Origin of the sequence: Tissierella creatinophila DSM 6911 (genome assembly GCF_001940565.1) — a bacterium.
GTDB lineage: Bacteria > Bacillota > Clostridia > Tissierellales > Tissierellaceae > Tissierella_A > Tissierella_A creatinophila.
On sequence record NZ_LTDM01000003.1, the window covers coordinates 61,547 to 85,209 of the forward strand.

Sequence of the window (23,663 nt, forward strand, 5' to 3'; positions counted from 1 at the left end):
TCCCTCCTATAAAGCTTCTTCTATTTTTTTGGCTTTCTCCATTTTAACTGCAGCAACTTTAAGTTCTGGTATCTTTGATATAGCATCTAGGCTAGTATTGGTTAAATAGTTAGCAGCACCTTCTGCATAGTGAAATGGCATAAATAGCACTTCTTCATCTATTATATCTGTAACTTTAGCAGTAGTTTCAATTTCTCCTCTTCTAGAGCTAAGTTTTACTAGATCTCCATCTTTTATATCCATCTTTCTAGCTGTTATCTCGTTTATCTCTACATAAGAACTAGGAGCTAATATATTAAGTCCTTCTACTCTACCTGTCATGCTTCTAGTATGATAGTGATAAAGTATTCTTCCTGTAGTAAATATAAATGGATATTCTTTATCAGGTAATTCTGCACTTTTTACATATTCACAAGGCATAAATAACCCTCTTCCCCTTGCTATTGCCTCTTTATGAAGTATTGGTGTTCCAGGGTGATTTTCATCTAAGCATGGCCATTGAAGACCCATAGGATCTGCTTCTAGTCTCTTATAGCTTATTCCTCCATATTGAGGGGTTACACTTGCTATTTCTTCCATAATACTTGAAGAATTTAAATATTTCTTTTTATATCCAAGTGTATTCATAATCTCCATTATAATTTGCCAGTCAGGTTTAGACTGTCCAATAGGTTCTATTGCTTTTCTAACTCTTTGAACTCTTCTTTCAGTATTTGTAAAAGTCCCGTCTTTTTCTGCAAAAGATGAAGCAGGTAAGATTACATCTGCAAGCTGGGCAGTTTCAGTTAAAAATATATCTTGAACCACTAAAAAATCTACATTTGTTAAAGCTTTTTTAACATGGTTTATGTCTGGATCAGAGACCATAGGATTTTCACCCATTATATATAAAAATCTAATTGAATCATCTTCACATCCATCTAATATTTCAGGAATAGTTAAACCTACCTTTGTACTAAGGGTAGAGCCCCATGCTTTTTCAAACTTTTCTACTACCTCTTCTTTAAATACCTTTTGGTATCCCGGTAAGTCTGCAGGTAGTCCTCCCATATCGCATGCCCCTTGAACATTATTTTGTCCTCTTAGAGGGTTTACTCCACCAAATTCTTTACCTACATTGCCGCACATAAGAGCTAAGTTTGATATACTCATAACTCCATGAGTTCCTGTACTATGCTGAGTTATTCCCATAGCATAGTAGATTCCTGCGCTATTTGCCTTGGCATAAATAGTAGCTGCTTTTATTATATCTTCTTCATTTATACCACATATTTTTGCTACTCTTTCAGGAGTATATTCTTTTACAAGTTCTACTAATTCTTCAAAGTTTTCAGTTCTATCATCTATATATTTTTTGTCATAGAGTTTTTTCTCCACTATAACATTCATCATACCGTTTAAAAGAGCTATATTTGTACCAGGCTCAATTTGCATATATACATCAGCATAATTAGATAGTTCAATCCTTCTTGGATCTGCTACTATAAGTTTTGCACCTTTATCTTTAGCCTGTTTCATCATAGCACCTATAACTGGGTGGTTTTCTGTAGTATTACTTCCTATTATAAACATACATTCACTATTTTGTACTTCTTTTATAGTGTTAGTCATAGCACCGCTTCCAAGTGTTGTTGCAAGACCTGCAACTGTAGAGGAATGTCAGAGCCTTGCGCAGTGATCTACGTTATTTGTTCCTATAACTGCTCTAAATAGTTTTTGAAAAAGATAGTTATCTTCATTTGTACACCTAGCAGAAGTAAGCCCTGCAAAACTATCAGCTCCACTTTCTTCTTTTATATTTGTTGCCTTTTGTCTTATAAGTCTATAAGCTTCTTCCCAAGAAGCTTCTACAAACTCTCCATTTTTCTTTATAAGAGGAGTTTTTAATCTATCCGGGTGAGATATAAACTTATAGGCAAACTTGCCCTTTACGCATAGTAGTCCTTGGTTTACGCCATCAAAAGCAGGTTGGGCGCCAAGTACCTTATCATCCTTTACTTTAAGGTCTATTTGACATCCTACACCACAATAAGAGCAAGTAGTTCTTACCTCTTTAGTTTCCCAGTGTCTAAACTTCTCTAAACTCTTTGGTACTAATGCTCCAACTGGACAAACTGATACACAGTTACCACATGAAACACATTCAGAATTTATAAGTCCTTCTCTAAAAGGGGTAGCAACTATCGTATCAAATCCTCTATCTTCAAATCCTATAGCATGAGAACATTGAAGCTCATCACAAACTCTAACACAAAGACCACAAAGTATACATTTTTCTGGATCATAAATGTAAAATGGGTTTGAACTATCTATTTCACCTTTTCTAGTTTCTCCTTTAAATGTACCATCTACAAGATCATATTCATATGCATAGTTTTGAAGTTTACATCTACCAGACTTTTCACAGTTTAAACACTCCATAGGGTGATTTGAAAGTAATAAATCCAGCACTTCTCTTCTAGCACTTCTTACTTTTTCATTGTTTGTAAAAACTCTCATACCATCCCTTACTCGTGTACTACAAGAGGTGACTAAGTTTTTAGCTCCTTCTACTTCTACTAAACACATTCTGCACGCTGAATGTGGAGTAAGTCTTTCATCATAGCAAAGAGTTGGGATATCTATGTTTAAAAGCTTACAGACTTCTAGTATAGTAGAATCATTTGCTACTTCGTAACTCTTATTATCTATATTTATTTTCATTTCTTGCACCTCCTACTCGACTATTCATCTTCTTTTAATAGCTCCATTTTCTCCATTACTTCTTCAAGTCCTAGCGCTTTGGTCCAAGAAGTTTCTTCGAATTTTCCATCTATCTTTCTAAAAGGTTTTTCTGGTTTATCTACATTTATAAATTCAGTAGTAAGTCTTCCTCTTAAGCAAAGTGGTCTGCCCTCTGTAGGCTCCATAGCTTTAACTGCTATATTTTTACCTCTGTTTTTTATAACTTCAAAATTGCAACCATATTGACAAGACTTACATTTAACGACCTGTTTTTCACCTTCCCAGCTCCTTACTTTGCCTAGGGTTCTCTTATCTATTAAAGCTCCAACTGGGCATACTGTAACGCATCTATTACAAGATACGCAAGAAGAAGTTTCCAGGGTTTGGTCTGCATCTAGTACTATTCTCGTATCATATCCCCTATCTGCAAAAGCTAAAACTTGTCTTTCAGCTACTTCAGAGCAAGTTCTAACACATTTACCACAAAGTATACATTTACTATCATCTTTTAATATATATGGGCTACTTGTATCTACTAGATGAGGTCTCATAGCTCCATCATGTTTTACAAAATTTACATCATATTCATAAGCATACTTTTGAAGTAAACATTCTCCAGCCTTTTGGCAAGTAAGACAGTCGTTTGGATGACTATCTAAAAGAAGCTGTAATACATCTTTTCTAACAGTATCTATTTTCTCTGAGTGAGTGTTGACGTTCATTCCTTCTCTAACTTTCGTAGAACAAGATGTCTCAAGTTTGTTTTTTCCATCTATTTCAACTACACATAATCTACATGCAGCTACTATCTCTAAATTTTTGTCATAGCAAAGAGCTGGTATATCTATACCAACTTGTTTTGCAGCTTCAAGCACGGTAGAGTCTCTTGACACTTTTACTTTTTTACCGTCAATTACCATATTAATCAAAGTTCACACCCCCATTAGCTTCTAGTTATAGCATTTACCGGGCATGTTTCTTGACATGCACCACATTTTATACATATATCTTGATCGATTACATGAAGCTGTTTTACTTTCCCACTTATGCAGTGAACTGGACAGACTTTAGCACATTTTGTACATCCAATACATTTATCTGTAATAAAATACTGAAGAAGCGATTGACAACTTCCAGCTGGACATTTTTTATCCATAACATGGGCTTCATATTCATCTCTAAAATATCTAAGTGTACTAACTACAGGGTTTGCAGCAGTTTGTCCTAGTCCGCAAAGTGATGCAGAACTTATAGTTACAGCTAGCCTTTCCATAGTATCTATATCTTCTTTTTTACCATTTCCAGATGTAATCTTTTCTAATAGTTCAAGCATTCTCTTTGTACCTTCTCTACATGGAACACATTTACCACAAGACTCATCTACTGTGAAATCCAAGAAGAACTTAGCTATATCAACCATACAGTCTGTATTATCCATTACAACCATTCCACCTGAACCCATTATACTGCCTATTTTAGCTAAAGATTCAAAGTCTACAGGAGTATCTAATAGATTTTCTGGTATACAACCTCCTGAAGGACCTCCAGTTTGAACTGCTTTGAAACTTTTACCATCTGGTACGCCTCCACCTATATCATATATGATTTCATGAAGTGGCATACCCATTGGTACTTCTACAAGTCCTGCCGTTTCGATTTTACCCACTAGTGCAAATACTTTTGTACCAGGAGATTTTTCCGTACCTATCTTTGTAAACCAGTCTACACCCTTTTGAAATATAACTGGGATATTTGCAAGTGTCTCAACATTGTTTATGATAGTAGGTTTTTGCCATAATCCCCTATGGGCTGTTCTATATATCTTAGTTCTAGGCATACCCCTTTTTCCTTCTATAGACTCAATTAGAGCTGTTCCCTCTCCACATACAAAAGCACCTGCTCCAAGTCTTAACTCTATATCAAAGTTAAAGTTAGTTCCAAATATATTTTCTCCTAAAACTCCATATTCCTTAGCTTGTGCAATAGCAGCTTTAAGTCTTTTAACAGCCACTGGATACTCTGCTCTTACATAAATAAACCCTTGGTCAGAACCTATGGCAAATCCTGCTATAGCCATTGCTTCAAGTACCGAATGAGGATCTTTTTCCAATATACTTCTATCCATAAATGCACCTGGATCCCCTTCGTCTGCATTACAGATTACATACTTTTTATCTGAAGAATATTGTAATGCCGTCTCCCACTTTCTACCAGTTGGAAAACCTGCTCCCCCTCTTCCTCGAAGTCCAGATTGTTTCATTATATCTATTACTTCTTGTTGACTCATATTGTTAAGTATATTTTTAAGTGAAAAATATCCATCCATCGCTATGTATTCCTCTATATTTGTTGGATCTATTATATCACAGTTTTTTAAAGCTATTCTCACTTGTTTTTTAAAATAATCCCCATCAAGCTTTATACCGTCTTCATCTATTATATAGCCTCCCTTTTGGGTTAGCCTCTCTTCAAGTTGTTTTCTATTCTTATCTTTTATTTCATCTAACATATCCATAACTAACATAAATACACCTCCATTTTATCTATACTTAGCTAATATTTCCTTTATATCTTCTTTTTTAACATGTGGATATACATCATCATTGATTGTAAATACAGGAGCTAGTCCACAATCGCCTAGGCATCTTGCTTCTATTATTGAAAACTTTAAGTCTGGAGTAGTTCCTCCATGCTTTATATCTAACTCTTTTTCAATCTCCTCAAGTATTCCTTGGGCACCTTTTACATAGCAAGCTGTTCCAAGACACACACTTACTTTGTATTCTCCTATTGGAATAAATGAAAATTGGGAATAAAACGTTGCCACACCGTATATCTCCGAAAGTGGTGTACCTGTTCTTCTAGAAATAAGTTGTAGCATTTCAAGCGGAAGGTATCCAAATATTTCCTGAGTCTTTTGCATTATAGGCATAAGAGCCCCTAGCTTGTCTTTATTATCTTCTATAAAGATCTCTAAATCTTCAATACCTTCTTTATTATTTTCTCTATCAAAAACAAATTCCATTAAGTAACCTCCTGATTTCAATTTTATATCTATTAATACATATAGGTATATGATACTTTAAATTATGGTATTATTCAAACATTATTAAATGTTTCACAAAGTTTTTGACATTTCCCCAAAATAAATGTATATTTAAACTATAATATTTTATAAAAGGGGTATAATATATGATTGGACAAGATATAAAAGAATTAATATATATTTATTTTGTAGTTATTAACATAGTGAGTTTTATCTGCTTTTTTATAGACAAAAAAAGAGCTCAAAAAGAACTCTATAGAATATCTGAATCATTTTTATTTAATGTTTCAATCATAGGAGGAGCTTTAGGATCCCTCCTTGGGATGAAAGCATTTCATCATAAAACTAAAAAGAAAAAATTTGTAATTGGTATTCCCATTATACTTATCTTTAATATACTTGTTATTATCTATTTAGAACAATTTTTAATAAAATAAGAAAATATCTTCAAGAACTTTTCATCACTAAATGCCATACATTCAGGATGAAACTGCACGCCTAGAAGAAAGTTTTCGTGATTTTCTAATTCTATACCTTCAATTACTCCATCTGAAGCTATAGAATTTATCTTTAAGCCTTTTGCTAAATCCTTTATACTTTGATGATGTTGTGAATTTACAAATATCTTTTCTTCTTTAAATATATCAAATAAAAGAGTGTTTTTAAATATACTAATGCTATGATAACCACCCTTTATATCATAACTTGACATGTGTCCATGAGAGTTTTCAATTTGAGAAGGGATGTCTTGATATAGTGTACCACCAAGAGAAACATTTATAAGTTGGAGTCCTCTACATATTCCAAGTATAGGAGTCCCTTTTTTATATGCTGCTTTAAAAAGTGCCATTTCCATACGATCTCTTTCATAAGATATATCTATAGTATCTCTCATAGGTTCTTCATCAAAGAGTAAAGGTGATATATCTTCTCCCCCCGTAAAGATAACACCATCTACTCTCTCTAATATAGATTCCATATCTTCTATATCCTTTAAATTTGGCAGTACAATTGGAATAGCTCCAGCTGCTTCTACTGCATTTATATAAGTGTACTTAAGCTTATTTAACTTAGTACCTTTTATTTCTTCACTTTGACTAGTAAGTCCAATAATCGGTTTCATAATATTGCCCTCCTTTATCTTTTAATACCATTTATCATTGTCATTATCTCATCTGTGGTCTGTAGTGCCTTAGAGTTCATAGAGTAGACCCTTTGAGTTGTTATCATATCAACCATACTCTTTACCATATCTACATTAGATCCTTCTAAGAAGTACTGATTTATCTCTCCAAAGCCCTCCCCTCCAAATGAGATCTCTAAATTTGCTCCATTTTTAAGTGCATAATTTCCCTCACCAAGTGAAATAAGATTATGAGGATTATCTGGTTTATAGAGTATTACTCGCCCTAAATACACATCTTGTCCATTTTCTAGCGTACTTACTTCTCCAGTTTTAGATATACTGATCTCTCCAGTCCATCTTCCAAAAGGCTGATAGATTTCCATCTCTAAACTATTGCCAGCATCATCTGTTATACTACCATCTGAGTTTTGATGAAAACCTCCATTTCTAGTTAAAATAAGATTACCATTTCCATCTCTAACTCCAAAAAAACCTTCTCCTGTGATTGCCATATTAAACTTTTCACTTGATGGAATTATACCACCTTGATTGAAAGTAGTCTTTGTAACCCCTGATTTTACACCCATATTTAAACTTAAATCTTGTGCTCTATTAGATTTCAAAACATCACCTGCTACTTCTCTTAAACGAAGTTCTTCAAAGTTTACTTCTTTTCTTTTATATCCATAGGTATTTACATTAGATAGATCATGAGCTATACCATCCATCTTCTTTTGATGAGCATTTAGTGCAGTCTTATTTAAACTTAGAACATTATACATTTTTCCACCCCTATAATCTTCCTATCTCGTTTACAGCTTTTGAAAGTGTTTCATCAACTGATTGGATCATCTTTTGATTTGATTCAAATTCTCTTGAAATCTCTATCATCTTTACCATTTCTTTTGTAAAATCTACATTTGATGTTTCTAAATAGTTTTGACTAACTGTTGGATTTTCTACAATGTTTCCTCCAACATTAGCTGTAAATATTGTATCGCCTCTATCTACTAAAGCATTATAATCATCAAAGTCTGTAATTAAAAATCTCTCATTAGAGCCTATTACTCTTCCCCTTTGGTCTATACTAAAACCTTCATCAGCATATATGGGAGATATATTTCCGTTATTTATTCCAAGTACTCTTTCTCCACTTTGAGTAGTTAAGGTACCATCTTCTCCTATAACAAAATTACCATTTCTAGTGTATCCCCTTCCACCGCCAGCTAATTCTATAGTAAAAAAACCTTCCCCTTGAATAGCAAAGTCTGTAAAGTTTCCTGTTTCATAAATCGTACCATCTTTTAGATTGGTAATCTTTTCATCTATTCTATTTCCAAATATAAACTCGCCCAAAACCTGTCTTTTATCTTTATTCTTTCCGCCAGCATGGTTTATCATCTCATAGGGTTCTAGCGTAGATTGCATTATAGTTTTAAATTTATAGCCTGAAGTATTTGAATTTGCTAAATTTCCACTTGTATTTTCTTGATGTTTTTGAAGTACATTCATAGTTCGGTTTACTGTATATAAGCTTCTAATCATCTTTAACCGCTCCTTTATCATCGATTACTTTTAGTTCATAGGGATATATCATGCCAAGCTTTCTTGCCTTTTTCTCTATATTTAAATTTATATTAGCTTTATAGGTGATATTCATAAGAATAGCACTTATTATTATACCTATACCAAGGGGGATAAATATATTTGATCTTTCTCTTATGAATTCTTGTATAAATTTTTTAATAATAATACCTCCCCTTTGTTTATCCCTAATAGTTTTGATATCTCATCTAAACTCTTCTTTTGTTTTTCATATTTCACTATAAGTCTATACTTTTCCATAGAGTCTTCTTCTACTGACATTTCCTCTTGTATATCTTCTTCTATAGTAGTAGAGTTGTTTATCTCTTCATTTAAGACTTTAGTAAATAGCATCTCTTCAAGCATCTCTAGTCTTTTTTCTAAAAGTTCTACTTCTCTTTTGTCGTTATATATCTTGTTATCTCTGTTTTTCTCATTATAAATTTCATCTATAAATAAATCTTTTTTAAGTTTTCCATGTTTTTTTTCTAAAATGGTTCCAAAAGCTATAAAAAATATTCCCGATATTATCAATATATAAAACATTATTTTGCTCCCAGTTTTTCAATTTTTTGTCTTAAATTTAAGAGTATCTTACTATGAATTTGAGAAACTCTTGGTATAGAAATATCCAGTATATAGCCTATTTCTTTTAATGTGAGTTCCTCTACATAATAGAGATTTAAAATGATCTTTTCACGTTCATCAAGACTCTCTATTGCCAATTCTAATAGATGAGTTTGTTCATCTTTTATTAGCTCCTCTTGAGGAGAGAGAGCATCTTTATCTTCTAATAGATCTATAATACCAAAGTCCCCATCATCTTTAGGAAAGAGTACACTCTCAAGTGAAATATAAGATAAGTCATTTACTGTTTCATGAATCTCAAATAATTCCTTTTTATCAAGTCCCATACTTTCACATATCTCTTTTTCTGTTGGAGTTCTCATCATAGAGTTTTCTAGAAATTCTTTTTCTCTATAGTAACTATTTAGCTTATCCATTCTATTTCTAGAAACTCTACCAAGTTTTCTAAGTTCATCTATAATAGCTCCCCTGACCCTTATATTTGCATAGGTTTCAAAAGCTGCACCTTTCTTGTCATCAAACCTTTTAAGTGCATCAATAAGACCTATAACACCTATGCTAAAAAGATCATCTTCATCATATTCTCTATTTCTAGTGTCAATCTTACCAACTATTTTCTTCACTAAAGGTAGGTATTCAATTATTAAATTGTCTAGATCCTCCTCTTTATAAAACATCTAATCCCTCATTTTTAATTGATCCTATTTTTACGCATCATTACAAATAAATGTCTAATAATCTTTTCTTGTTGACCTTCCTTTATATCTATAAACTTTACTCCATATAGATATACAGTTTTCTTTGGGATAAGGTTTATCTCTTTATGTACTACTTTTCCCTTTAATATAATATTTTGTTTGTCAAAGTTTATAACTAAAACAAGTCTCTTTCCAATATTAAAACTTTCCTTAGTCGATAGCTTAACTCCTCCAGCACTTAAATCTAATATAAGCCCTTCTTTTAAATACTTCTCAATCTTTTTAAAATCTTCTTTTGTTTCTCTTTCATTAAAGTCTAGTTTTACTATAAAGTCATTATCAGTATAAAGGATACTCTTAGTATTTGTTACGCGAATATTTTCTCTTCTTTGGATCTTTTTAAAGTTTCCTATATTAGATAGCTCATATACAGAGGTATTAGTAAATTCTCTACCACTAACAGTTGCTTCAAGTCCCAATACCTCTTTTTTACAGTAGATAACTCCCTTTATTTTTTCTCCTATCTCCAATAGTTTAAAGTCCTGATCATCAGCTGAAATAGATATATAGATTTTTTCATCCTTTATATCATATATGAGCCCTGGAGTTTTGTCATTATCCTTTGAACGCAATTCTATCTTATCATTTAACTTAAATAACATTATCCATTTATCCATTTTATCACCCGAAAAATTTTATTAATCTATTACTTAGCCTTTTAAAACTAGTCGTATTTTCCTTTATTATATCTAATCCTAATATCTTATTTGCAATATCTTCTATATTTTCACTTGCAAGCGCTTTTGGATAGTTAATAACTAATGGAACTTGCTCCATAATAGATTTGTTTACTCTTATATCGTTAAATATAAATCCTAAAGATTCCAGTTTTATGTTTAAAAACTTTTCACAAGTATTTCTAAGCTTAGTAAAACTTTCTTCTCCTTGGTTTATATCTACTATTTGGTTTATTACTACAGAGGCACTCTTTTTTACATTGTATAAACTATTTGCCTTTAAAATTCTATATGCATCTGTAAGGGCAGTAGGTTCAGGAGTTGTTACAAGTATTATATCATCAGCAAAACTAGAAAAAGTCAAAGTATGCTTATTTATTCCTGCTCCATTGTCTATAAGTATAATATCATATTCTCCCATAGCTTCTAAAGTTTTTATTATTTCTTCTTGTTCAGTTTTGTGTAAACTCTCTATTAAAAATAAATCAGTTCCTCCATTTATAAGGTTTATACCTTGTGGTCCTTGTATTATTATATCTCTAAAAGTAGCACTTCCATTTATAACTTCAGAGAGATCTGCCTGTGCTCCTATTCCAAGGAGTATATTGGCATTGATCATTCCTATATCTGCATCAAGGATCAATACTTTTTGACCTTTTTGTTGAAGCTTAATAGCTAGATTGATAGAAAAATTAGTCTTTCCCACTCCGCCTTTTCCACTTACTATGGAATATATCTTTGTATACTTTTGATCTTTATTTTCAAAAGGTTTATTTACCATACCACTGGTTAGCTCTCTAAGTCTATTAGCCTGATCATTCATCTTCATAAATCTCCTCGCTATATGCTATTAAGTTTTCTAAAGTAGCCTTTTCTATATCATCTGGAACATTTTGCCCATGGCAAAAATATTGAACTGGATATTCATTGTGTTCTATAATATTCCATAGATTATTAAAATTGGTAACTTCATCAAATTTAGTTAAAATAAGCCCATTATAATCTAAGACCTTATATTTTTGAAAGATAGAGTTTGTAGTCTCTATATCGGTTGACACACTTAAGACTAAAAATCTATTTGTTTTATTTTTTATATTTTCTAGATATAAATTTATATCATTTAATTTTTCCTTATTTCTTTGGCTAGTTCCAAGTGTATCTATAAGAAGCACATCACAGTCTTTAAGTTTTTCAAGCTTTTCCTTCATTTTCTCCGGTCTATGAACAACTTCAAAAGGAAGTTTTAAGATCTCCGCATAAGTTTTAAGCTGTTCCACCGCCCCTATCTTATATGTGTCTATAGTAATAAGACCTACCTTCTTCTTGTTTTCTAAACTTTCCTGTGCCGCTATCTTTGCAATGGTAGTTGTCTTTCCAACTCCTGTAGGACCAACAAATACATTTGTCTTTCTAACTCTTAACTTTTTTTCAAAACAATTTTCTTTAAATGCCATCTTCATAAAGTCTACTATCTCTTCTGTCGAAAGATTGTTTTCATCTTTCATATTTAACTTTAAATATCCAAGGAGTTGACTTCTAATCCTATCACTCGTATTTTTAAGCATTGGATTTTTCTCTATAAGTTCTTCTATCGAATACTTTTTTTCTTCTATTTTAGGCTCTTTTACAAGTATCTTTGGAGTAGTCTTTTCTTCTAATGCAAATGTCACTTGAAGTTTTTTCTTTTTAAAAGGATTGTACCATTTACCTATCTTTATCTCTTGTTGACTTATGATTATAGCATCTTTTCCTAGTTCATATGTCGCCCTTACAATAGCTTCTTTCATGTTTTCTACTGTATATGTCTTTATAATCATATCTTATCAACCATCCCTAGTGCTTCTATTTCTATATCATTTGGTACATCATTTAAAGAAAGTACTTTTAAATTCGGAAAATTAAAAGAAATAAGATTTTTAAAAGGTACCCTTATCTTAGGTGATGTAAGGATAAGTGCCTCTATTCCATTGGAGATTAGATCATCTTGAATTTTCTTTACATTGTCAAATATCTTAGTTATAGCCTGTGGTTCTAATACTGGGATGCTACCAGATATAGTCTTTTGTATATTTTTTCCAATCAAATCTTCAAGTACTGGATGCACAGTTATGACATTTAATACTCCATCTTGGTTTAAATATCTATTTACTATAGTCCTTTGAAGCCCGTGACGCACGTGTTCTGTTAAAAGTTCAGTATCTTTTGTCATAGTTCCTTGGTCTGCTAATACTTCTAATATAGTCACTAAATCATTTATAGGTACTTCTTCTTTTAAAAGATTTTGAAGCACTTTTTGAACTTCACCAAGAGACATTATATCAGGTATAAGTTCATCTATTACTACATTGTACTTTTCTTTTAAACTCTCTAGAAGTTGTTTTACTTCTTGTCTGCCCATAAGTTCAAAACTATTTACTTTTATAATCTCCTTTAGATGAGTAACTAGAACTATAACTGGATCTATAACAGTATAGCCCTTTAAGTCCGCCAGTTCACGAGAGCCTTCATCTATCCAAAGAGCTGGAAGTCCAAAGGCAGGTTCAGTAGTCTCCATTCCCTCTAATCCTTCAATTCCTCCACCTGGATCTATAACAAGAGCTTTATTTGTATATATATTGCCCTTTGCGACTTCATTTCCCTTTATCTTAAGTATGTATTCATTTGGTTCCAAGTGAAGATTGTCTCTAATCCTTATAGGGTTTACGATAATCCCCATCTCCATAGCACATTGCTTTCTTATAGCTGATATATGTTCAATCAAGTTATCGCTATGACCTTCATCTACAAGAGATATAAGTCCATATCCTATTTCAAGTGCTATCGGCTCTACTTGGAAGTTCAATATATTTTCTTCTTTTTCTTTATCTCTTTGAATATCATCATTTCTCTCCATAAGAGCTACATTGTTTTGTTCAACTTGATCTGCTTCTATTTTTTCATTCTCCATTAATATATAACCTATACTTCCAAGTATTAAGGCAACTATTAGAAAAGGTATAGTTGGAAATGCTGGAACTAGGGCGATTAGAAATATAACTGCTGAAGCTAGCATTATAACTTTAGAAAAACCAAATAATTCTTCTGTAACCGACTCTCCAAAACCATGATCATCTTCTGAACGCGTTACTATGATACCTGATGCTATAGAAATTAAAAGTGCTGGCATCTGACTTACAAGCCCATCTCCTATAGTTAGTTTACCAAATTTATCAAGGGCTTCCATAGCACCCATTCCATATTGAATAGAAAATATAAGTATACCTCCTATAAGGTTTATAAGGGTAATAAGTATACCTGCTATAGCATCTCCCTTTACAAACTTACTCGCACCATCCATTGAACCATAAAAGTCTGCTTCTCTTTGAAGATCGCGTCTTTTTTTCTTAGCTTCTGCTTCATTTATAATACCACTATTTAAATCGGCATCTATTGCCATCTGTTTACCTGGCATAGCATCTAGGGTAAATCTAGCTGATACTTCAGATACTCTTGATGCACCACTTGTAACTACTACCATCTGCACTATAACTATAATTATAAATATAACACTACCTACTATATAATTGTTTCCAGTAACAAAGTTTGCAAATGCATCTATAACCTTTCCTGCACTTCCCTCACTTAATATCAATCTAGTAGAAGAGATATTAAGTGCCAGTCTAAACATAGTTGTAACTAGTAAAAGAGTTGGAAATGTAGAAAACTCTAATACTGTTCTAGTAAAAAGCGTAAGAAGAAGAATAATAATTCCCATAGTAATATTTAGAACTAGTAAAAGATCTAGTACAAAACTTGACATAGGCACTATAATTATTCCTATAATAGCTACTACCACAAAAGCTATTATTATCTCTATGTTTTTGTTAGTAAAACTTATAATTCCTTTAAAGTTCTCTGCCATTATTTATCATCCTTTTAAATCTTCCCCTTATTTTTTCTTTCCATTTCATATACTAGAGCTAATACTTCTGCAATTGCCTGATATAGTTCCATAGGAACCGTATCTCCTATCTCAACTCTCTTATACATAGTTCTAGCCAAAGGTTTATTCTCTATTATAGGTATCTTATATTCCTTAGCCTTTTCTCTTATTCTTTTAGCTAAGTGATCTGCCCCCTTAGCTGTAACTACGGGTGCCTTATCCACTCCAGTTTCATATCTTAAAACAACGGCTAAATGAGTTGGGTTTGTGATAACAACTGTTGAGTCCTTCATATCTTCCATCATCCTACCCATAGATATCTCTCTTTGCCTTTGTTGCCTTTTACCTTTTATATGGGGGTCTCCCTCCATCTGTTTATACTCATCTTTTATATCCTGTTTCGACATACGTAAATTTTTCTTCCACTCTTGTCTTTCAAGCACATAATCCATCATCCCAAGTAAAAACATAACTATAGCTATATCGATACTAACAGTCTTTATAAATTCTATAAAGAAGGGAAATAATTTTTCAGTCCCTATATTTCCACTATTTAATATTTTTACAAATTCTGTAGAGAGTGTCTTATAAGTCAAATAAAAAACTAATATCATCTTTAATAAGTTTTTTATAAGTGTTAAAAAAGACTTTTTAGAAAATATATTTTTAAATCCTTCTATTGGATTTATTTTTTTAAAATTGGGCTTTAGAGTTTCTGTTGTAAATATAAATCCAACTTGAATTAAATTTGTTATAATTCCAACAGCTATTGCAACTGTAAAAAAAGGAAGCAATATAACCAAGTATTGTAATAAATCATCTATAAATATATTTCTTAAAAAACTTTCTGTTATTTCACTAGTAGGAGGTGTTCTTCCAAGTGAACCCTTTATATAATTGAAACTATTTTGAAATAGATAGTTTGCAAGCCCTATAAAAAATATAGTGAATACAAAAAAACTTCCAGCACCATTTAAATCTCCACTCTTTGCTATTTGGCCTTTTTTCTTGGCATCTTGAAGCTTCTTGGGGGTTGCATCTTCCGTTTTACTAGCTTTATCTTCCATCTTAAAACTCCTTCATTTCTTACATAGAATTGATGAAACCTTCTATAAACTTAGGCATAAAACTCACAATCTTTCCAATAGAGTTTAAGAGCCAAGAAGAAATAAGCATAAACAATATAAAACTTATCATACTCTTCATAGGCATTCCTAGCATTAGAACATTTATCTGAGGAACTGTTCTAGAGATTACACCTAAAACTATATCAGTAGTTAAAACTACTATTATAATTGGAACTGCAAGATTGAATCCCAATTCAAATACATGTGAAAAAAGACTTACTATACTGCTTACTCCTAGCTGATTTAAATCTAAACTATTTAGTGGGACCATTTCAAAACTCTTTATAAGTGTTTCTATCATATAATGGTGCATATTCATCATAAAAAAAACTGATATAGAGAGCCAATTAAGTAGTCTTCCATAGTTCGAACTACTAACGCCCATTGAGGGGTCAAAAACTTGCCCCATTGAAAAACCTACTTGAAAATCTATAAAATCTCCTGCTATTTCTACTGCTGCAAAAACAAGTTTAGTTATATATCCTATGCTAAGACCAAATAAGGTTTCCTTTATAGCTAAAGGTATTAGAAGGTAAAAATTTCCTCCAAGCGTAAGGTCTGGAACCATAAAATATACTATTAAAGATATACTAAAAGAAAGACCTATTTTAAATATATTGGGAAGTCCTTTAAACGAAAACCCAGGACAGATCACTATAAATGCTGTAATTCTAACTAGGATTAGGATTAACTTTTCAAATTGTATTGTCATTGTTTCACCTAATTTAAAGTTGACATCATATTAAATAAGTTTTGAGTAAAATTTATAAGTGTATTTAACATAAAACTTCCAAATATGATTAAAGCTGCCATAACTGCTATAAGCTTTGGCACAAAAGAAAGTGTCTGTTCTTGAACCTGTGTTGTTGCTTGAAGTATACTTATCACAAGTCCTACAATTAAAGCAATTAGAAGGACAGGTGCTGAAACTTTTACTATAGTTAAAAACCCATTTCTCATTATATCTAATACTAAAGTTTGGCTCATTTAAATCATCCTCTTATATAAAACTTTCTATTAGTGATTTTATAACTACATGCCATCCATCTACCAATACAAATAGAAGTATCTTAAATGGAAGTGATATCATAACTGGAGGAAGCATAAACATACCCATACTCATCAGGATACTTGCGACAACCATATCTATTACTAAAAATGGAATAAACAGTAAAAACCCCATACTAAAAGCCGTTCTAAGTTCACTAAGTGCAAATGCCGGTATAACAGTTGTTATAGGAACATCCATTGGCTCCGCTACATTTTCAGATCCTGAAGCTCTTAAAAACAAAGCAATATCTTTTTCACGGGTTTCTTTAAGCATAAACTCTTTTAAAGGTTTAGCTCCCCTATCCATTGCCTCTTGTCTTGTTATATCTTCTTCTAAAAATGGAGTAACTGAAGTATTCATTATCTCAGTATAGACAGGCCTCATTATAAAAAATGTCAAAAATAGGGCTAAGCCTATAAGAAGTTGATTTGGAGGAGCCTGTTGAGTACCTAGTGCATTTCTTAAAAAAGATAAGACTACTATTATCCTTGTAAAACATGTGGTAAGGATTAAAAAAGAAGGGGCAAGTGTTAATATTGTTATAACTATAAAAAGTTTCAGAGTATCAACTGTAGTCTCCCTATCACCATCTTTATCCAGGATAATACCTAAATCTCCTAGATCTGGAGCTGCAAATGAAACACTAGAAAAAAGAAGTACTGATAGGGTTAAAATAATTATAAATATCTTAAAATTCTTCAATTGTACTTCCTCTTTTCTATTAGAGAGTTCACTTTTTTATAGATTATATTTTCCTTTATGTCCATATTCATTTCCTTTTCCTTTAACACCTCTTCTATCTCTTCTTTTTCGAGTTCCTTTAATACAGTATTTTCACCCTGAGTAAAACTCATAAGATAGTACTTTCCAGAAACCTCTACAATCCCTAAAGAGGAATTTGGGTTTACAGCTGTCTTCTCCAATATCTTTATAATTCTATTTTGTTTTACCATATACTTATTTAATAGTTTAAGACTTATATGCGCTAGAGCTATAACTATAATCAAAACTACTAATGTCTGTAAAACAGCAAAAATTCCTTCCATACTTCCACTTCCCTTTATTTGCCTATTGTACTACTAGATTGGTAAAGTAAATATCGTGTATTACCTTTTTTCCTAAAGAATTATTTATTTTTTCCAATATTTTTTCTTTTAGTTTAGGAGTATTTTCTACCTCTAGAATTTGAGCTGAACTCTTTTCCCTTAGATCATTTAATATTATATCTCTTATTTTACTTATATTTGCTTCTATTATTTCTGTATTTTTCTTATCCGTATACATAAGCGCTACTTGTATCTTTAAATAGTTTTTTCCCTTATCTTTACTTTCATTTTTGAGATTTGTCACAAACTCATCTAGTGCAATCGTATACTCATCCTTAGACTCAAACATCTTCTTTGCATCTTTAAAGGATTTGCCCGAAATCATCATATATGCCCCAACAGCTACTATAGCTAAAATTACTACAAGTAAAATGATTATTATAAGTTTTGACTTACTCATCTTCTTTTTTTCTTTTTCCATATCCCTACCCCTTGTCGCTTTCTTCATCAAATATGATGAGAATATTTACCCTTCTATTTATAGCTCTATTTTTATCATTAGTATTTGGAACTATAGGTTTGTATTCTCCATAAGCTACAGATGAGAGCCTATTTGGTGGTATATTTCCTGTTTCACTTAAATACCTTAATACCGCTATACTTCTCCCCATAGAAAGTTCCCAGTTACTAGGATATAAGGCACTCTTCATCGGCACATTGTCCGTATGACCCTCTATTACAATTTCATTTTCAAACTCTTGTAATATACCTTCTATCTTTTTTAAAACCAGAAGTCCACTTGGCTTTATCTTTGAACTACCTGAGTCAAATAAAATGGCCTCTTTTATATCTACAAATATACCTCTCTTATTATAGTTTACGGTTACATCAGCATCTAAACCTTCTTTTTCTACATAGTCAAGTACCTTTTTATAAACTTCTTGAATTTCTTGCATAATAGCACTTGAATCTATATCGCTTTCATCTAAAGGAGTCTCATTCTCTAGTGGTATCTCCATCTCACTACTTTCACCTTCTAAAACCTGAGTATAACCAAGCCCTGAAAGTACTCCCTGAAGTGAAAGACTCATATCTTTAAACTTTTGAGCATCTATATTACTCATAGAATAAAGAAGTATAAAAAATGTCAAAAGTAAACTCATAAGATCTGAAAATGTGGTCATCCATCCTGGAGCGCCTCCACCTTCTTTTTTTTCTTTTTTTCTTCTACTCATAGCTAGCAGCCCCTACTTCATCTTCTTTCTCACTACTTAATAGTTTTAGCTCATCAGTTGAAAGATATGTCTTAAGTTTTTCTTCCAAAAGCCTCGGATTTGCTCCAGCTTGAATTTGAAGTATTCCATCTATAACCATCTCTCCTGTAAATACCTCTTCATCTGTCTGAAGAGAAAGATTTGAAGCCATTGGAATAAATATAAGATTAGCTAAAAGACTTCCATAAAATGTAGTAAGAAGGGCTGTGGCCATACCAGGGCCTATGGCATCTGGGTCATCAAGACCAGAGAGCATTATTACAAGACCTATTAGAGTGCCAAGCATACCAAATGCTGGAGCTAGTTCTGCCCATTTTTCAAAGACCTCTTGACCGCTTCTATGGCGTCTTTCCATAGTGTCTAGTTTTAATTCCATTATTTCCTTTATAGTATCAGGTTCTACTCCATCTATTACCATCTTAAGGCCTTCTATCATATACTCATTGTGAATTGTTTCTATATCATTTTCAAGGGCTAAGAGTCCATCTTTTCTAGCCTTTCTAGAAAGTTCAGCAAAAAGATTTACAAGGTCTACTCTCTTATCTTTAGGATCTGATAAGAGAACCTTCATAACCTTTGGTATATTTAAAAGTGTTTTAAACGGAAAACTTATCATAAGAGCGGCAAAACTTCCAAATACAGTTATTATAATAGAAGGAGTATCCAAGAAACTCATGATGTCTCCTGCTATTAAAATAGACCATACTACAAGAGCAGCTCCTGATACTAACCCTATTAATGGCAACATATTTTTCTTCATAATTATCCCTCCAATGGTGCAGCATAAATCTCTCGTTTAAAGTCAATTATGCTTTGTCTAATCTGTTCACATCTTTCTTCTACTCTTAAAACCTTTCCATCTGTAAGGGTTATTATAGTATCAGGGGCTTCTGTGATCTTATAGATTAAATCACTGTTTAAACAAAACTTTTTTCCCTTTATAGAAGTAAGCATTATCATCGTTTTTACCTCTCTTTGATTTATTGTTTATATATAAGGAGGAAGATTTCCTCCTTATCCTCTACCTACTATCTCTTTAAGTTAAGAAGCTCTTGTATCATTTCATCTGATGTAGTTATACTTCTTGAGTTTGCTTGATAAGCACGAGAGGTAACTATCATCTCAGTAAACTCGTTTGCAAGGTCTACATTAGACATTTCGAGGAAACCTTGACGGATAAAGCCTTTGCTAGCAGCACCTGCCACTCCTACAGAAGGTGTTCCTGAGTTATTTGTCCTTACATAGTTGTTTCCTCCATTTTTTTCAAGACCACTTGGGTTAGAGAAAGTTGTTACTGATATTTGACCTAATTTTTTCTCAATACTAGTTGTTCCATCTGAATATATCCCCGTTATAAGACCAGTACCATCTATGTTAAATTCTTGTAATTCTGCGGTACCAATTTTTTCTGGTATTCTTAATACTCCTATTTTATCAGTAGCTTTATTATTTATTGCTCCAGTAAAATTTGTAGTATCAGCATTTTGATACCCCATTACTTTAAGCCCACTTGCATTTGTTAGATTTCCATCATAGTCTACATAAAAAGCTCCGTCTCTTGTATATACATCTTTTTTTCCATCATTAAGAGTAAAGAAGCCTTCCCCTTCTATTGCAAAGTCAAGCCCTCTATTTGTTGGTTGGAATGCTCCACCTTCCATTATAGTATCTATACTCCCTACCTTTACTCCAAGACCTATTTGTTGAGGGTTAACTCCTCCAAGTCCTCCTGCTTGAGGTGATTGAGCTGATGCTACTGATTGATTAAGCATGTCTTGAAATTTTACCCTTCCTGATTTAAAAGCTGTTGTATTTACATTGGAAATATTGTTTGCTATAACATCCATCTTTGTTTGGAAGTTTCTCATTCCACTTACACCTGAATATAATGATCTTAACATTTATTATTCCTCCTATTTTATCTTCATCACTCGGTCAGAAGATTTAAGGCTTCCTTTAGGTCCAGCCTTTTTTATTTTTATATTATTTTTATTTTACTATTATTGTACTGTCTATATTTGTAACTATATCTAAGTCAGTGCTACCCATGGCTGTTATTATTGTTCTATTTTTTATACTTGCTATAAAAGCCATATCTTTATAAATCATAAGACTTTCCTTAGCACCTTTTTCTTCTAATCTATCTATTGCATTTGTGAGCTTGTTGATATCACTCTTTTGAAGATGTATCTGTCTTTCTACTAATCTTTTTTGAGCATGACTAGATAGTTTGAGTTCCTCTTTTTGCCCTATCTTTTCCTTTAATATGTTTTCAAAGCCATTATCTGCTTTGGGTTTGTTTTGTATTGACTCTTGTCCTGGAAATATAGCACCTCTTTGAATTCTAAAGCTCATTTTTAGACTCACCTACTTCCATAATGCTTCCAAGTTGATAGTCTTTGCCCCCCACTGTTATAGTAGGAAATCCCTCTTTAAATTTAACTTTATCTACAACACCTTTGATTGTTTCCATATCCGTAGGACCTGTTCCATTTTCTTTTGGCACTGTTAAACTTACTTCTTTTCCTATAAGACTAAAAGCATATTGCTGTTGACTCATAATATTTAAATAATTTAAATTTTCTACTACCTGTGTCATCTGCTCAAGAGAAGTAAACTGTGCAAGCTGAGTCATATAATCCGTCTTACTTCCCCCACCCTCACTTCCACCTATAGGGCTTTGGTTTTGCATCTCTGCTGCCATTATCTTTAAAAAGTCATCTACAGAAAGACCGCTTCTTTCTTCTAATACACTTTGAGAACCTTGCGAGCCAGGTTTTTTATTTACTTCATCTTTGTTCCAGGCATAGCTGGGATTTGTTCTTGAATTAGGATTCACATTTGAATTAACATTTGTCATCTTTTCACCTCTTTTATTATTATCTTGTTTATCTATACTAAGATATCTAAACTTCCACTTTGTTTATTTATGTTTTTTATCCTCATATCATCTAATGGACTTGTGTTTAAACTTCCATCTCCATTCTTATTTCTATTTAAGTGACTTTGAGGATTGCCTTGTCTATCTCTTTCATTGGTTTCACCTTTAAAGTTTTCAAAGCTGTTTAAGTTTTCATTTACAGTTATATTTATATCCTTTATTGCTATGTTTTGTTCTACTAGGGCTTTGTTTAAGATATTAGAACTGTTTAAAAATAGAGCTTTTATCTTTTCACTTTCAACTATTATATCAGCTATAAGTTTTCCACCACTAAGTTTTAAAGATATATCTATACTGCCTAGCTCCTCTGGATAAAGTCTTACCTTCATAACACTTGTATCGCCTTCTTTAGAAACTTTCATAAACTCTATCATAGAATCTTCTATCCCTTGTAAGTTTTGAGAAGATAAGCTATTTTCTATTTTTCCTACGTTAACAAAAGAGTTTTGAATTCTATTAAATATAAAGTTTGTCTCTAGTGTCTTAGGCTTTTCTATAGTACTTTTACTCTTAATTCCTTCTATAAGTTCTTCTTCAGTTCCAAGCTCTTTAGATGTATCTTTAACCCCATCCATTAAAATAGAATCTTCCATTACAGCTTCACCATCATCTATAAGGGTTGAATCTACTTTACCCTCTAATAGATCAACTTTTGTAATATCTACTTCCTTTGTTTCTACTCTTCCAGAGTTTAAAACCTCAGAATCTTTTAGCTTACCAGAAGCTTCCTCTTTAATATTTAAAATCTCACCTTCTAATCCACTTGGCTCTTTTAAGTTTTCTACCTCTTTATTTAAAGCTTTGGCAAGATTATTTTTTGCCTCTTCTATATTAAAGTTAAATCTAGTACCAGTTGTTTCTGTTTCTAGCTCTGTTTCTAATTCATTCTTTAAGCTCACTTCTATTTTGGACTCAATATCTAAACTTCCAAGATTTGACAATTCCTCACCTTCAACTATTGATTGTAACTGAGGTTTGATTTCTCCAATTATCTCTGTTGAAACTTCCTTGTTTAAAATGGTTTCAGCTGGGTGCTTATTTGTTAATCCTATAAGGGAGCTTATATTTACACTGCCTAAAGCATCATCTTTATTGTCATCAATCTTATCTTCTTTGTCATTGTCACTCATCTTATCTTTAAGATTTTCTTTTTTATCCACACTTGCTTTACCGAGAGTTTTATCATCTTTTAATTTATTCTTTTCTAAAAACTTATTAAGAGACTTTAAAAAACTCTCACCATCATTTTTATCCATCTTACTCTTAGGGTTAAACTTGTTAGTTTTACTCATTACAGTTTTTAAAGATTCACTTACGTTTAGATTCAATTTTTCACCACCTTTCAAGTTAATATAATAAATGTATTAGCTAGTTTTAAACCTTAAAACGGCAAATTCATCTATTTCTTTTTGGCTTTTTTTCTCTATTTCAGCTTTATATTCATCTAAGTCTTTCTCTTTTAACTTTTCTATGATTTTTTTATCCTTTTGAGCCATCTGTAGTTTTTTACGAACCTCTTCAAGTTCTATTTTTTTTTCCTTTATAACCATATCTTGAAATTTTATTTTGTCTTCTAAATCTATTTTATAAAGATTTTCCATCATAAGTTCTTGGATGTTTTTAATAGAACTCTTCTTTTCTAAACAAAGTTCTAAATCTCTTTGTAACTCTTCTTTTTTTCTACCTTCTTTATCCAAATTATTTTGAGCTAATACAAAATCTTCTAATACATTCTTTTCTTCATTGTCTCTAACTTCTAAAACACTTTGAAGTGAAAATTTATAGTTTTTCACAGCTAC

The 23,663-nt window shown here is 32.1% G+C and carries 29 protein-coding genes; 1 reads left to right on the forward strand and 28 read right to left on the reverse strand.

Going from position 1 to position 23,663, the window contains the following annotated elements:
- Positions 1 to 6 precede the first annotated feature (6 nt).
- The 4 genes from fdhF to TICRE_RS13345 are packed head-to-tail and all read right to left on the reverse strand — an operon-like array spanning position 7 to position 5,749.
- On the reverse strand, positions 7 to 2,703 hold the full coding sequence (gene fdhF / locus TICRE_RS01265; protein ID WP_084191700.1) for a formate dehydrogenase subunit alpha: 2,697 nt from the start codon (positions 2,701 to 2,703) through the stop codon (positions 7 to 9).
- Positions 2,704 to 2,723: 20 nt separating this feature from the next.
- Positions 2,724 to 3,644 carry a 2Fe-2S iron-sulfur cluster-binding protein gene (locus TICRE_RS01270; RefSeq protein ID WP_075724399.1) on the reverse strand — a complete coding sequence of 307 codons (921 nt, stop codon included), beginning with the start codon at positions 3,642 to 3,644 and terminating at the stop codon, positions 2,724 to 2,726.
- A gap of 23 nt (positions 3,645 to 3,667) precedes the next feature.
- Positions 3,668 to 5,248, reverse strand: a complete 1,581-nt coding sequence (locus tag TICRE_RS01275) for an NADH-ubiquinone oxidoreductase-F iron-sulfur binding region domain-containing protein (RefSeq protein WP_075724325.1) — start codon at positions 5,246 to 5,248, stop codon at positions 3,668 to 3,670.
- A gap of 15 nt (positions 5,249 to 5,263) precedes the next feature.
- Positions 5,264 to 5,749, reverse strand: coding sequence for an NADH-quinone oxidoreductase subunit NuoE family protein (locus TICRE_RS13345; protein WP_075724327.1), 486 nt, complete (start codon positions 5,747 to 5,749; stop codon positions 5,264 to 5,266).
- Between the two features lie 167 nt (positions 5,750 to 5,916).
- Between TICRE_RS13345 and TICRE_RS01285 the strand changes: the two genes are divergently transcribed.
- Positions 5,917 to 6,207, forward strand: coding sequence for a DUF1294 domain-containing protein (locus tag TICRE_RS01285; protein ID WP_075724329.1), 291 nt, complete (start codon positions 5,917 to 5,919; stop codon positions 6,205 to 6,207).
- Here TICRE_RS01285 and TICRE_RS01290 read toward each other — a convergent pair.
- The 24 genes from TICRE_RS01290 to fliJ all read right to left on the reverse strand — a co-directional run bounded on the left by TICRE_RS01290 (position 6,180) and on the right by fliJ (position 23,657).
- On the reverse strand, positions 6,180 to 6,893 hold the full coding sequence (locus TICRE_RS01290; protein ID WP_075724331.1) for a gamma-glutamyl-gamma-aminobutyrate hydrolase family protein: 714 nt from the start codon (positions 6,891 to 6,893) through the stop codon (positions 6,180 to 6,182). The genes TICRE_RS01285 and TICRE_RS01290 overlap by 28 nt on opposite strands.
- Positions 6,894 to 6,907: 14 nt before the next feature.
- A complete protein-coding gene (locus TICRE_RS01295; RefSeq protein ID WP_075724333.1) occupies positions 6,908 to 7,678 on the reverse strand; it encodes a flagellar hook-basal body protein in 771 nt (256 codons plus the stop codon).
- Between the two features lie 10 nt (positions 7,679 to 7,688).
- Positions 7,689 to 8,441 carry a flagellar hook-basal body complex protein gene (locus TICRE_RS01300; RefSeq protein WP_075724335.1) on the reverse strand — a complete coding sequence of 251 codons (753 nt, stop codon included), beginning with the start codon at positions 8,439 to 8,441 and terminating at the stop codon, positions 7,689 to 7,691.
- Complete coding sequence (locus tag TICRE_RS13700) at positions 8,434 to 8,556, reverse strand: hypothetical protein (protein ID WP_269843964.1); 123 nt, start codon at positions 8,554 to 8,556, stop codon at positions 8,434 to 8,436. The genes TICRE_RS01300 and TICRE_RS13700 overlap by 8 nt, the downstream gene beginning before the upstream one ends.
- A gap of 59 nt (positions 8,557 to 8,615) precedes the next feature.
- Positions 8,616 to 9,026: a hypothetical protein gene (locus TICRE_RS01305; RefSeq protein WP_075724337.1), complete on the reverse strand. Its 411-nt coding sequence runs from the start codon at positions 9,024 to 9,026 to the stop codon at positions 8,616 to 8,618.
- Positions 9,026 to 9,745: a sigma-70 family RNA polymerase sigma factor gene (locus tag TICRE_RS01310; RefSeq protein WP_075724339.1), complete on the reverse strand. Its 720-nt coding sequence runs from the start codon at positions 9,743 to 9,745 to the stop codon at positions 9,026 to 9,028. The genes TICRE_RS01305 and TICRE_RS01310 overlap by 1 nt, the downstream gene beginning before the upstream one ends.
- Positions 9,746 to 9,759: 14 nt before the next feature.
- The gene (locus TICRE_RS01315) at positions 9,760 to 10,443 is read right to left on the reverse strand and encodes a flagellar brake protein (protein ID WP_075724341.1); all 684 of its coding nucleotides are present in this window, start codon (positions 10,441 to 10,443) and stop codon (positions 9,760 to 9,762) included.
- A gap of 4 nt (positions 10,444 to 10,447) precedes the next feature.
- Entirely contained in the window at positions 10,448 to 11,326 is an 879-nt protein-coding gene (locus tag TICRE_RS01320; RefSeq protein WP_075724343.1) for a MinD/ParA family protein, read from the reverse strand.
- Complete coding sequence (locus TICRE_RS01325; RefSeq protein ID WP_075724345.1) at positions 11,319 to 12,320, reverse strand: flagellar biosynthesis protein FlhF; 1,002 nt, start codon at positions 12,318 to 12,320, stop codon at positions 11,319 to 11,321. The genes TICRE_RS01320 and TICRE_RS01325 overlap by 8 nt, the downstream gene beginning before the upstream one ends.
- Positions 12,317 to 14,404 (reverse strand): flagellar biosynthesis protein FlhA, encoded by a 2,088-nt coding sequence (gene flhA / locus TICRE_RS01330; protein WP_075724347.1) that lies wholly within the window; start codon positions 14,402 to 14,404, stop codon positions 12,317 to 12,319. Before flhA ends, TICRE_RS01325 begins: the two co-directional genes overlap by 4 nt.
- A gap of 14 nt (positions 14,405 to 14,418) precedes the next feature.
- Positions 14,419 to 15,492 (reverse strand): flagellar biosynthesis protein FlhB, encoded by a 1,074-nt coding sequence (flhB, locus tag TICRE_RS01335; protein ID WP_075724349.1) that lies wholly within the window; start codon positions 15,490 to 15,492, stop codon positions 14,419 to 14,421.
- 19 nt (positions 15,493 to 15,511) lie between these two features.
- Positions 15,512 to 16,264, reverse strand: coding sequence for a flagellar biosynthetic protein FliR (gene fliR / locus TICRE_RS01340; RefSeq protein ID WP_075724351.1), 753 nt, complete (start codon positions 16,262 to 16,264; stop codon positions 15,512 to 15,514).
- An 8-nt stretch (positions 16,265 to 16,272) separates the two neighbouring features.
- On the reverse strand, positions 16,273 to 16,539 hold the full coding sequence (gene fliQ, locus TICRE_RS01345; protein ID WP_075724353.1) for a flagellar biosynthesis protein FliQ: 267 nt from the start codon (positions 16,537 to 16,539) through the stop codon (positions 16,273 to 16,275).
- Between the two features lie 13 nt (positions 16,540 to 16,552).
- Positions 16,553 to 17,305: a flagellar type III secretion system pore protein FliP gene (gene fliP, locus TICRE_RS01350; protein WP_075724355.1), complete on the reverse strand. Its 753-nt coding sequence runs from the start codon at positions 17,303 to 17,305 to the stop codon at positions 16,553 to 16,555.
- Positions 17,302 to 17,649, reverse strand: a complete 348-nt coding sequence (locus tag TICRE_RS01355; protein WP_075724357.1) for a flagellar biosynthetic protein FliO — start codon at positions 17,647 to 17,649, stop codon at positions 17,302 to 17,304. The genes fliP and TICRE_RS01355 overlap by 4 nt, the downstream gene beginning before the upstream one ends.
- Positions 17,650 to 17,671: 22 nt before the next feature.
- Positions 17,672 to 18,130 (reverse strand): flagellar basal body-associated FliL family protein, encoded by a 459-nt coding sequence (locus TICRE_RS01360; protein WP_075724359.1) that lies wholly within the window; start codon positions 18,128 to 18,130, stop codon positions 17,672 to 17,674.
- Between the two features lie 4 nt (positions 18,131 to 18,134).
- On the reverse strand, positions 18,135 to 18,884 hold the full coding sequence (locus TICRE_RS01365; RefSeq protein WP_075724361.1) for a flagellar motor protein MotB: 750 nt from the start codon (positions 18,882 to 18,884) through the stop codon (positions 18,135 to 18,137).
- Complete coding sequence (locus TICRE_RS01370; protein WP_084191708.1) at positions 18,877 to 19,683, reverse strand: motility protein A; 807 nt, start codon at positions 19,681 to 19,683, stop codon at positions 18,877 to 18,879. The genes TICRE_RS01365 and TICRE_RS01370 overlap by 8 nt, the downstream gene beginning before the upstream one ends.
- Positions 19,684 to 19,685: 2 nt before the next feature.
- Positions 19,686 to 19,883: a flagellar FlbD family protein gene (locus TICRE_RS01375; protein ID WP_075724365.1), complete on the reverse strand. Its 198-nt coding sequence runs from the start codon at positions 19,881 to 19,883 to the stop codon at positions 19,686 to 19,688.
- A gap of 68 nt (positions 19,884 to 19,951) precedes the next feature.
- Entirely contained in the window at positions 19,952 to 20,824 is an 873-nt protein-coding gene (locus TICRE_RS01380; RefSeq protein WP_075724367.1) for a flagellar hook-basal body complex protein, read from the reverse strand.
- Positions 20,825 to 20,912: 88 nt separating this feature from the next.
- A complete protein-coding gene (locus tag TICRE_RS01385; RefSeq protein WP_075724369.1) occupies positions 20,913 to 21,278 on the reverse strand; it encodes a TIGR02530 family flagellar biosynthesis protein in 366 nt (121 codons plus the stop codon).
- Positions 21,268 to 21,783: a flagellar hook capping FlgD N-terminal domain-containing protein gene (locus tag TICRE_RS01390; protein ID WP_084191710.1), complete on the reverse strand. Its 516-nt coding sequence runs from the start codon at positions 21,781 to 21,783 to the stop codon at positions 21,268 to 21,270. Before TICRE_RS01390 ends, TICRE_RS01385 begins: the two co-directional genes overlap by 11 nt.
- Positions 21,784 to 21,815: 32 nt before the next feature.
- On the reverse strand, positions 21,816 to 23,192 hold the full coding sequence (locus TICRE_RS01395) for a flagellar hook-length control protein FliK (protein WP_075724371.1): 1,377 nt from the start codon (positions 23,190 to 23,192) through the stop codon (positions 21,816 to 21,818).
- Positions 23,193 to 23,228: 36 nt separating this feature from the next.
- Complete coding sequence (gene fliJ / locus TICRE_RS01400; protein ID WP_075724373.1) at positions 23,229 to 23,657, reverse strand: flagellar export protein FliJ; 429 nt, start codon at positions 23,655 to 23,657, stop codon at positions 23,229 to 23,231.
- Between the last annotated feature and the right edge of the window lie 6 nt (positions 23,658 to 23,663).

Excerpts from the sequence above, each read along its gene's own strand:
- TICRE_RS01310 (WP_075724339.1), bottom strand. The coding sequence starts at position 9,745 with ATGTTTTATAAAGAGGAGGATCTAGACAATTTAATAATTGAATACCTA.
- fliR (WP_075724351.1), bottom strand. The coding sequence starts at position 16,264 with ATGACAATACAATTTGAAAAGTTAATCCTAATCCTAGTTAGAATTACA.
- TICRE_RS13700 (WP_269843964.1), bottom strand. The coding sequence starts at position 8,556 with ATGAATATCACCTATAAAGCTAATATAAATTTAAATATAGAGAAAAAG.
- TICRE_RS01285 (WP_075724329.1), top strand. The coding sequence starts at position 5,917 with ATGATTGGACAAGATATAAAAGAATTAATATATATTTATTTTGTAGTT.
- TICRE_RS01385 (WP_075724369.1), bottom strand. The coding sequence starts at position 21,278 with ATGAGCTTTAGAATTCAAAGAGGTGCTATATTTCCAGGACAAGAGTCA.
- TICRE_RS01270 (WP_075724399.1), bottom strand. The coding sequence starts at position 3,644 with ATGGTAATTGACGGTAAAAAAGTAAAAGTGTCAAGAGACTCTACCGTG.
- TICRE_RS01290 (WP_075724331.1), bottom strand. The coding sequence starts at position 6,893 with ATGAAACCGATTATTGGACTTACTAGTCAAAGTGAAGAAATAAAAGGT.
- fliQ (WP_075724353.1), bottom strand. The coding sequence starts at position 16,539 with ATGAGCCAAACTTTAGTATTAGATATAATGAGAAATGGGTTTTTAACT.
- TICRE_RS01325 (WP_075724345.1), bottom strand. The coding sequence starts at position 12,320 with ATGATTATAAAGACATATACAGTAGAAAACATGAAAGAAGCTATTGTA.
- TICRE_RS01380 (WP_075724367.1), bottom strand. The coding sequence starts at position 20,824 with ATGTTAAGATCATTATATTCAGGTGTAAGTGGAATGAGAAACTTCCAA.
- TICRE_RS01275 (WP_075724325.1), bottom strand. The coding sequence starts at position 5,248 with ATGTTAGTTATGGATATGTTAGATGAAATAAAAGATAAGAATAGAAAA.
- TICRE_RS01295 (WP_075724333.1), bottom strand. The coding sequence starts at position 7,678 with ATGTATAATGTTCTAAGTTTAAATAAGACTGCACTAAATGCTCATCAA.
- TICRE_RS01375 (WP_075724365.1), bottom strand. The coding sequence starts at position 19,883 with ATGATAATGCTTACTTCTATAAAGGGAAAAAAGTTTTGTTTAAACAGT.
- TICRE_RS01315 (WP_075724341.1), bottom strand. The coding sequence starts at position 10,443 with ATGGATAAATGGATAATGTTATTTAAGTTAAATGATAAGATAGAATTG.
- TICRE_RS01355 (WP_075724357.1), bottom strand. The coding sequence starts at position 17,649 with ATGGAAGGAATTTTTGCTGTTTTACAGACATTAGTAGTTTTGATTATA.
- flhA (WP_075724347.1), bottom strand. The coding sequence starts at position 14,404 with ATGGCAGAGAACTTTAAAGGAATTATAAGTTTTACTAACAAAAACATA.
- TICRE_RS01390 (WP_084191710.1), bottom strand. The coding sequence starts at position 21,783 with ATGACAAATGTTAATTCAAATGTGAATCCTAATTCAAGAACAAATCCC.
- flhB (WP_075724349.1), bottom strand. The coding sequence starts at position 15,492 with ATGGAAGATAAAGCTAGTAAAACGGAAGATGCAACCCCCAAGAAGCTT.
- TICRE_RS01320 (WP_075724343.1), bottom strand. The coding sequence starts at position 11,326 with ATGAATGATCAGGCTAATAGACTTAGAGAGCTAACCAGTGGTATGGTA.
- TICRE_RS01305 (WP_075724337.1), bottom strand. The coding sequence starts at position 9,026 with ATGTTTTATATATTGATAATATCGGGAATATTTTTTATAGCTTTTGGA.
- TICRE_RS01370 (WP_084191708.1), bottom strand. The coding sequence starts at position 19,683 with ATGAAGAAAAATATGTTGCCATTAATAGGGTTAGTATCAGGAGCTGCT.
- TICRE_RS01360 (WP_075724359.1), bottom strand. The coding sequence starts at position 18,130 with ATGGAAAAAGAAAAAAAGAAGATGAGTAAGTCAAAACTTATAATAATC.
- TICRE_RS01300 (WP_075724335.1), bottom strand. The coding sequence starts at position 8,441 with ATGATTAGAAGCTTATATACAGTAAACCGAACTATGAATGTACTTCAA.
- TICRE_RS13345 (WP_075724327.1), bottom strand. The coding sequence starts at position 5,749 with ATGGAATTTGTTTTTGATAGAGAAAATAATAAAGAAGGTATTGAAGAT.
- TICRE_RS01365 (WP_075724361.1), bottom strand. The coding sequence starts at position 18,884 with ATGAGTAGAAGAAAAAAAGAAAAAAAAGAAGGTGGAGGCGCTCCAGGA.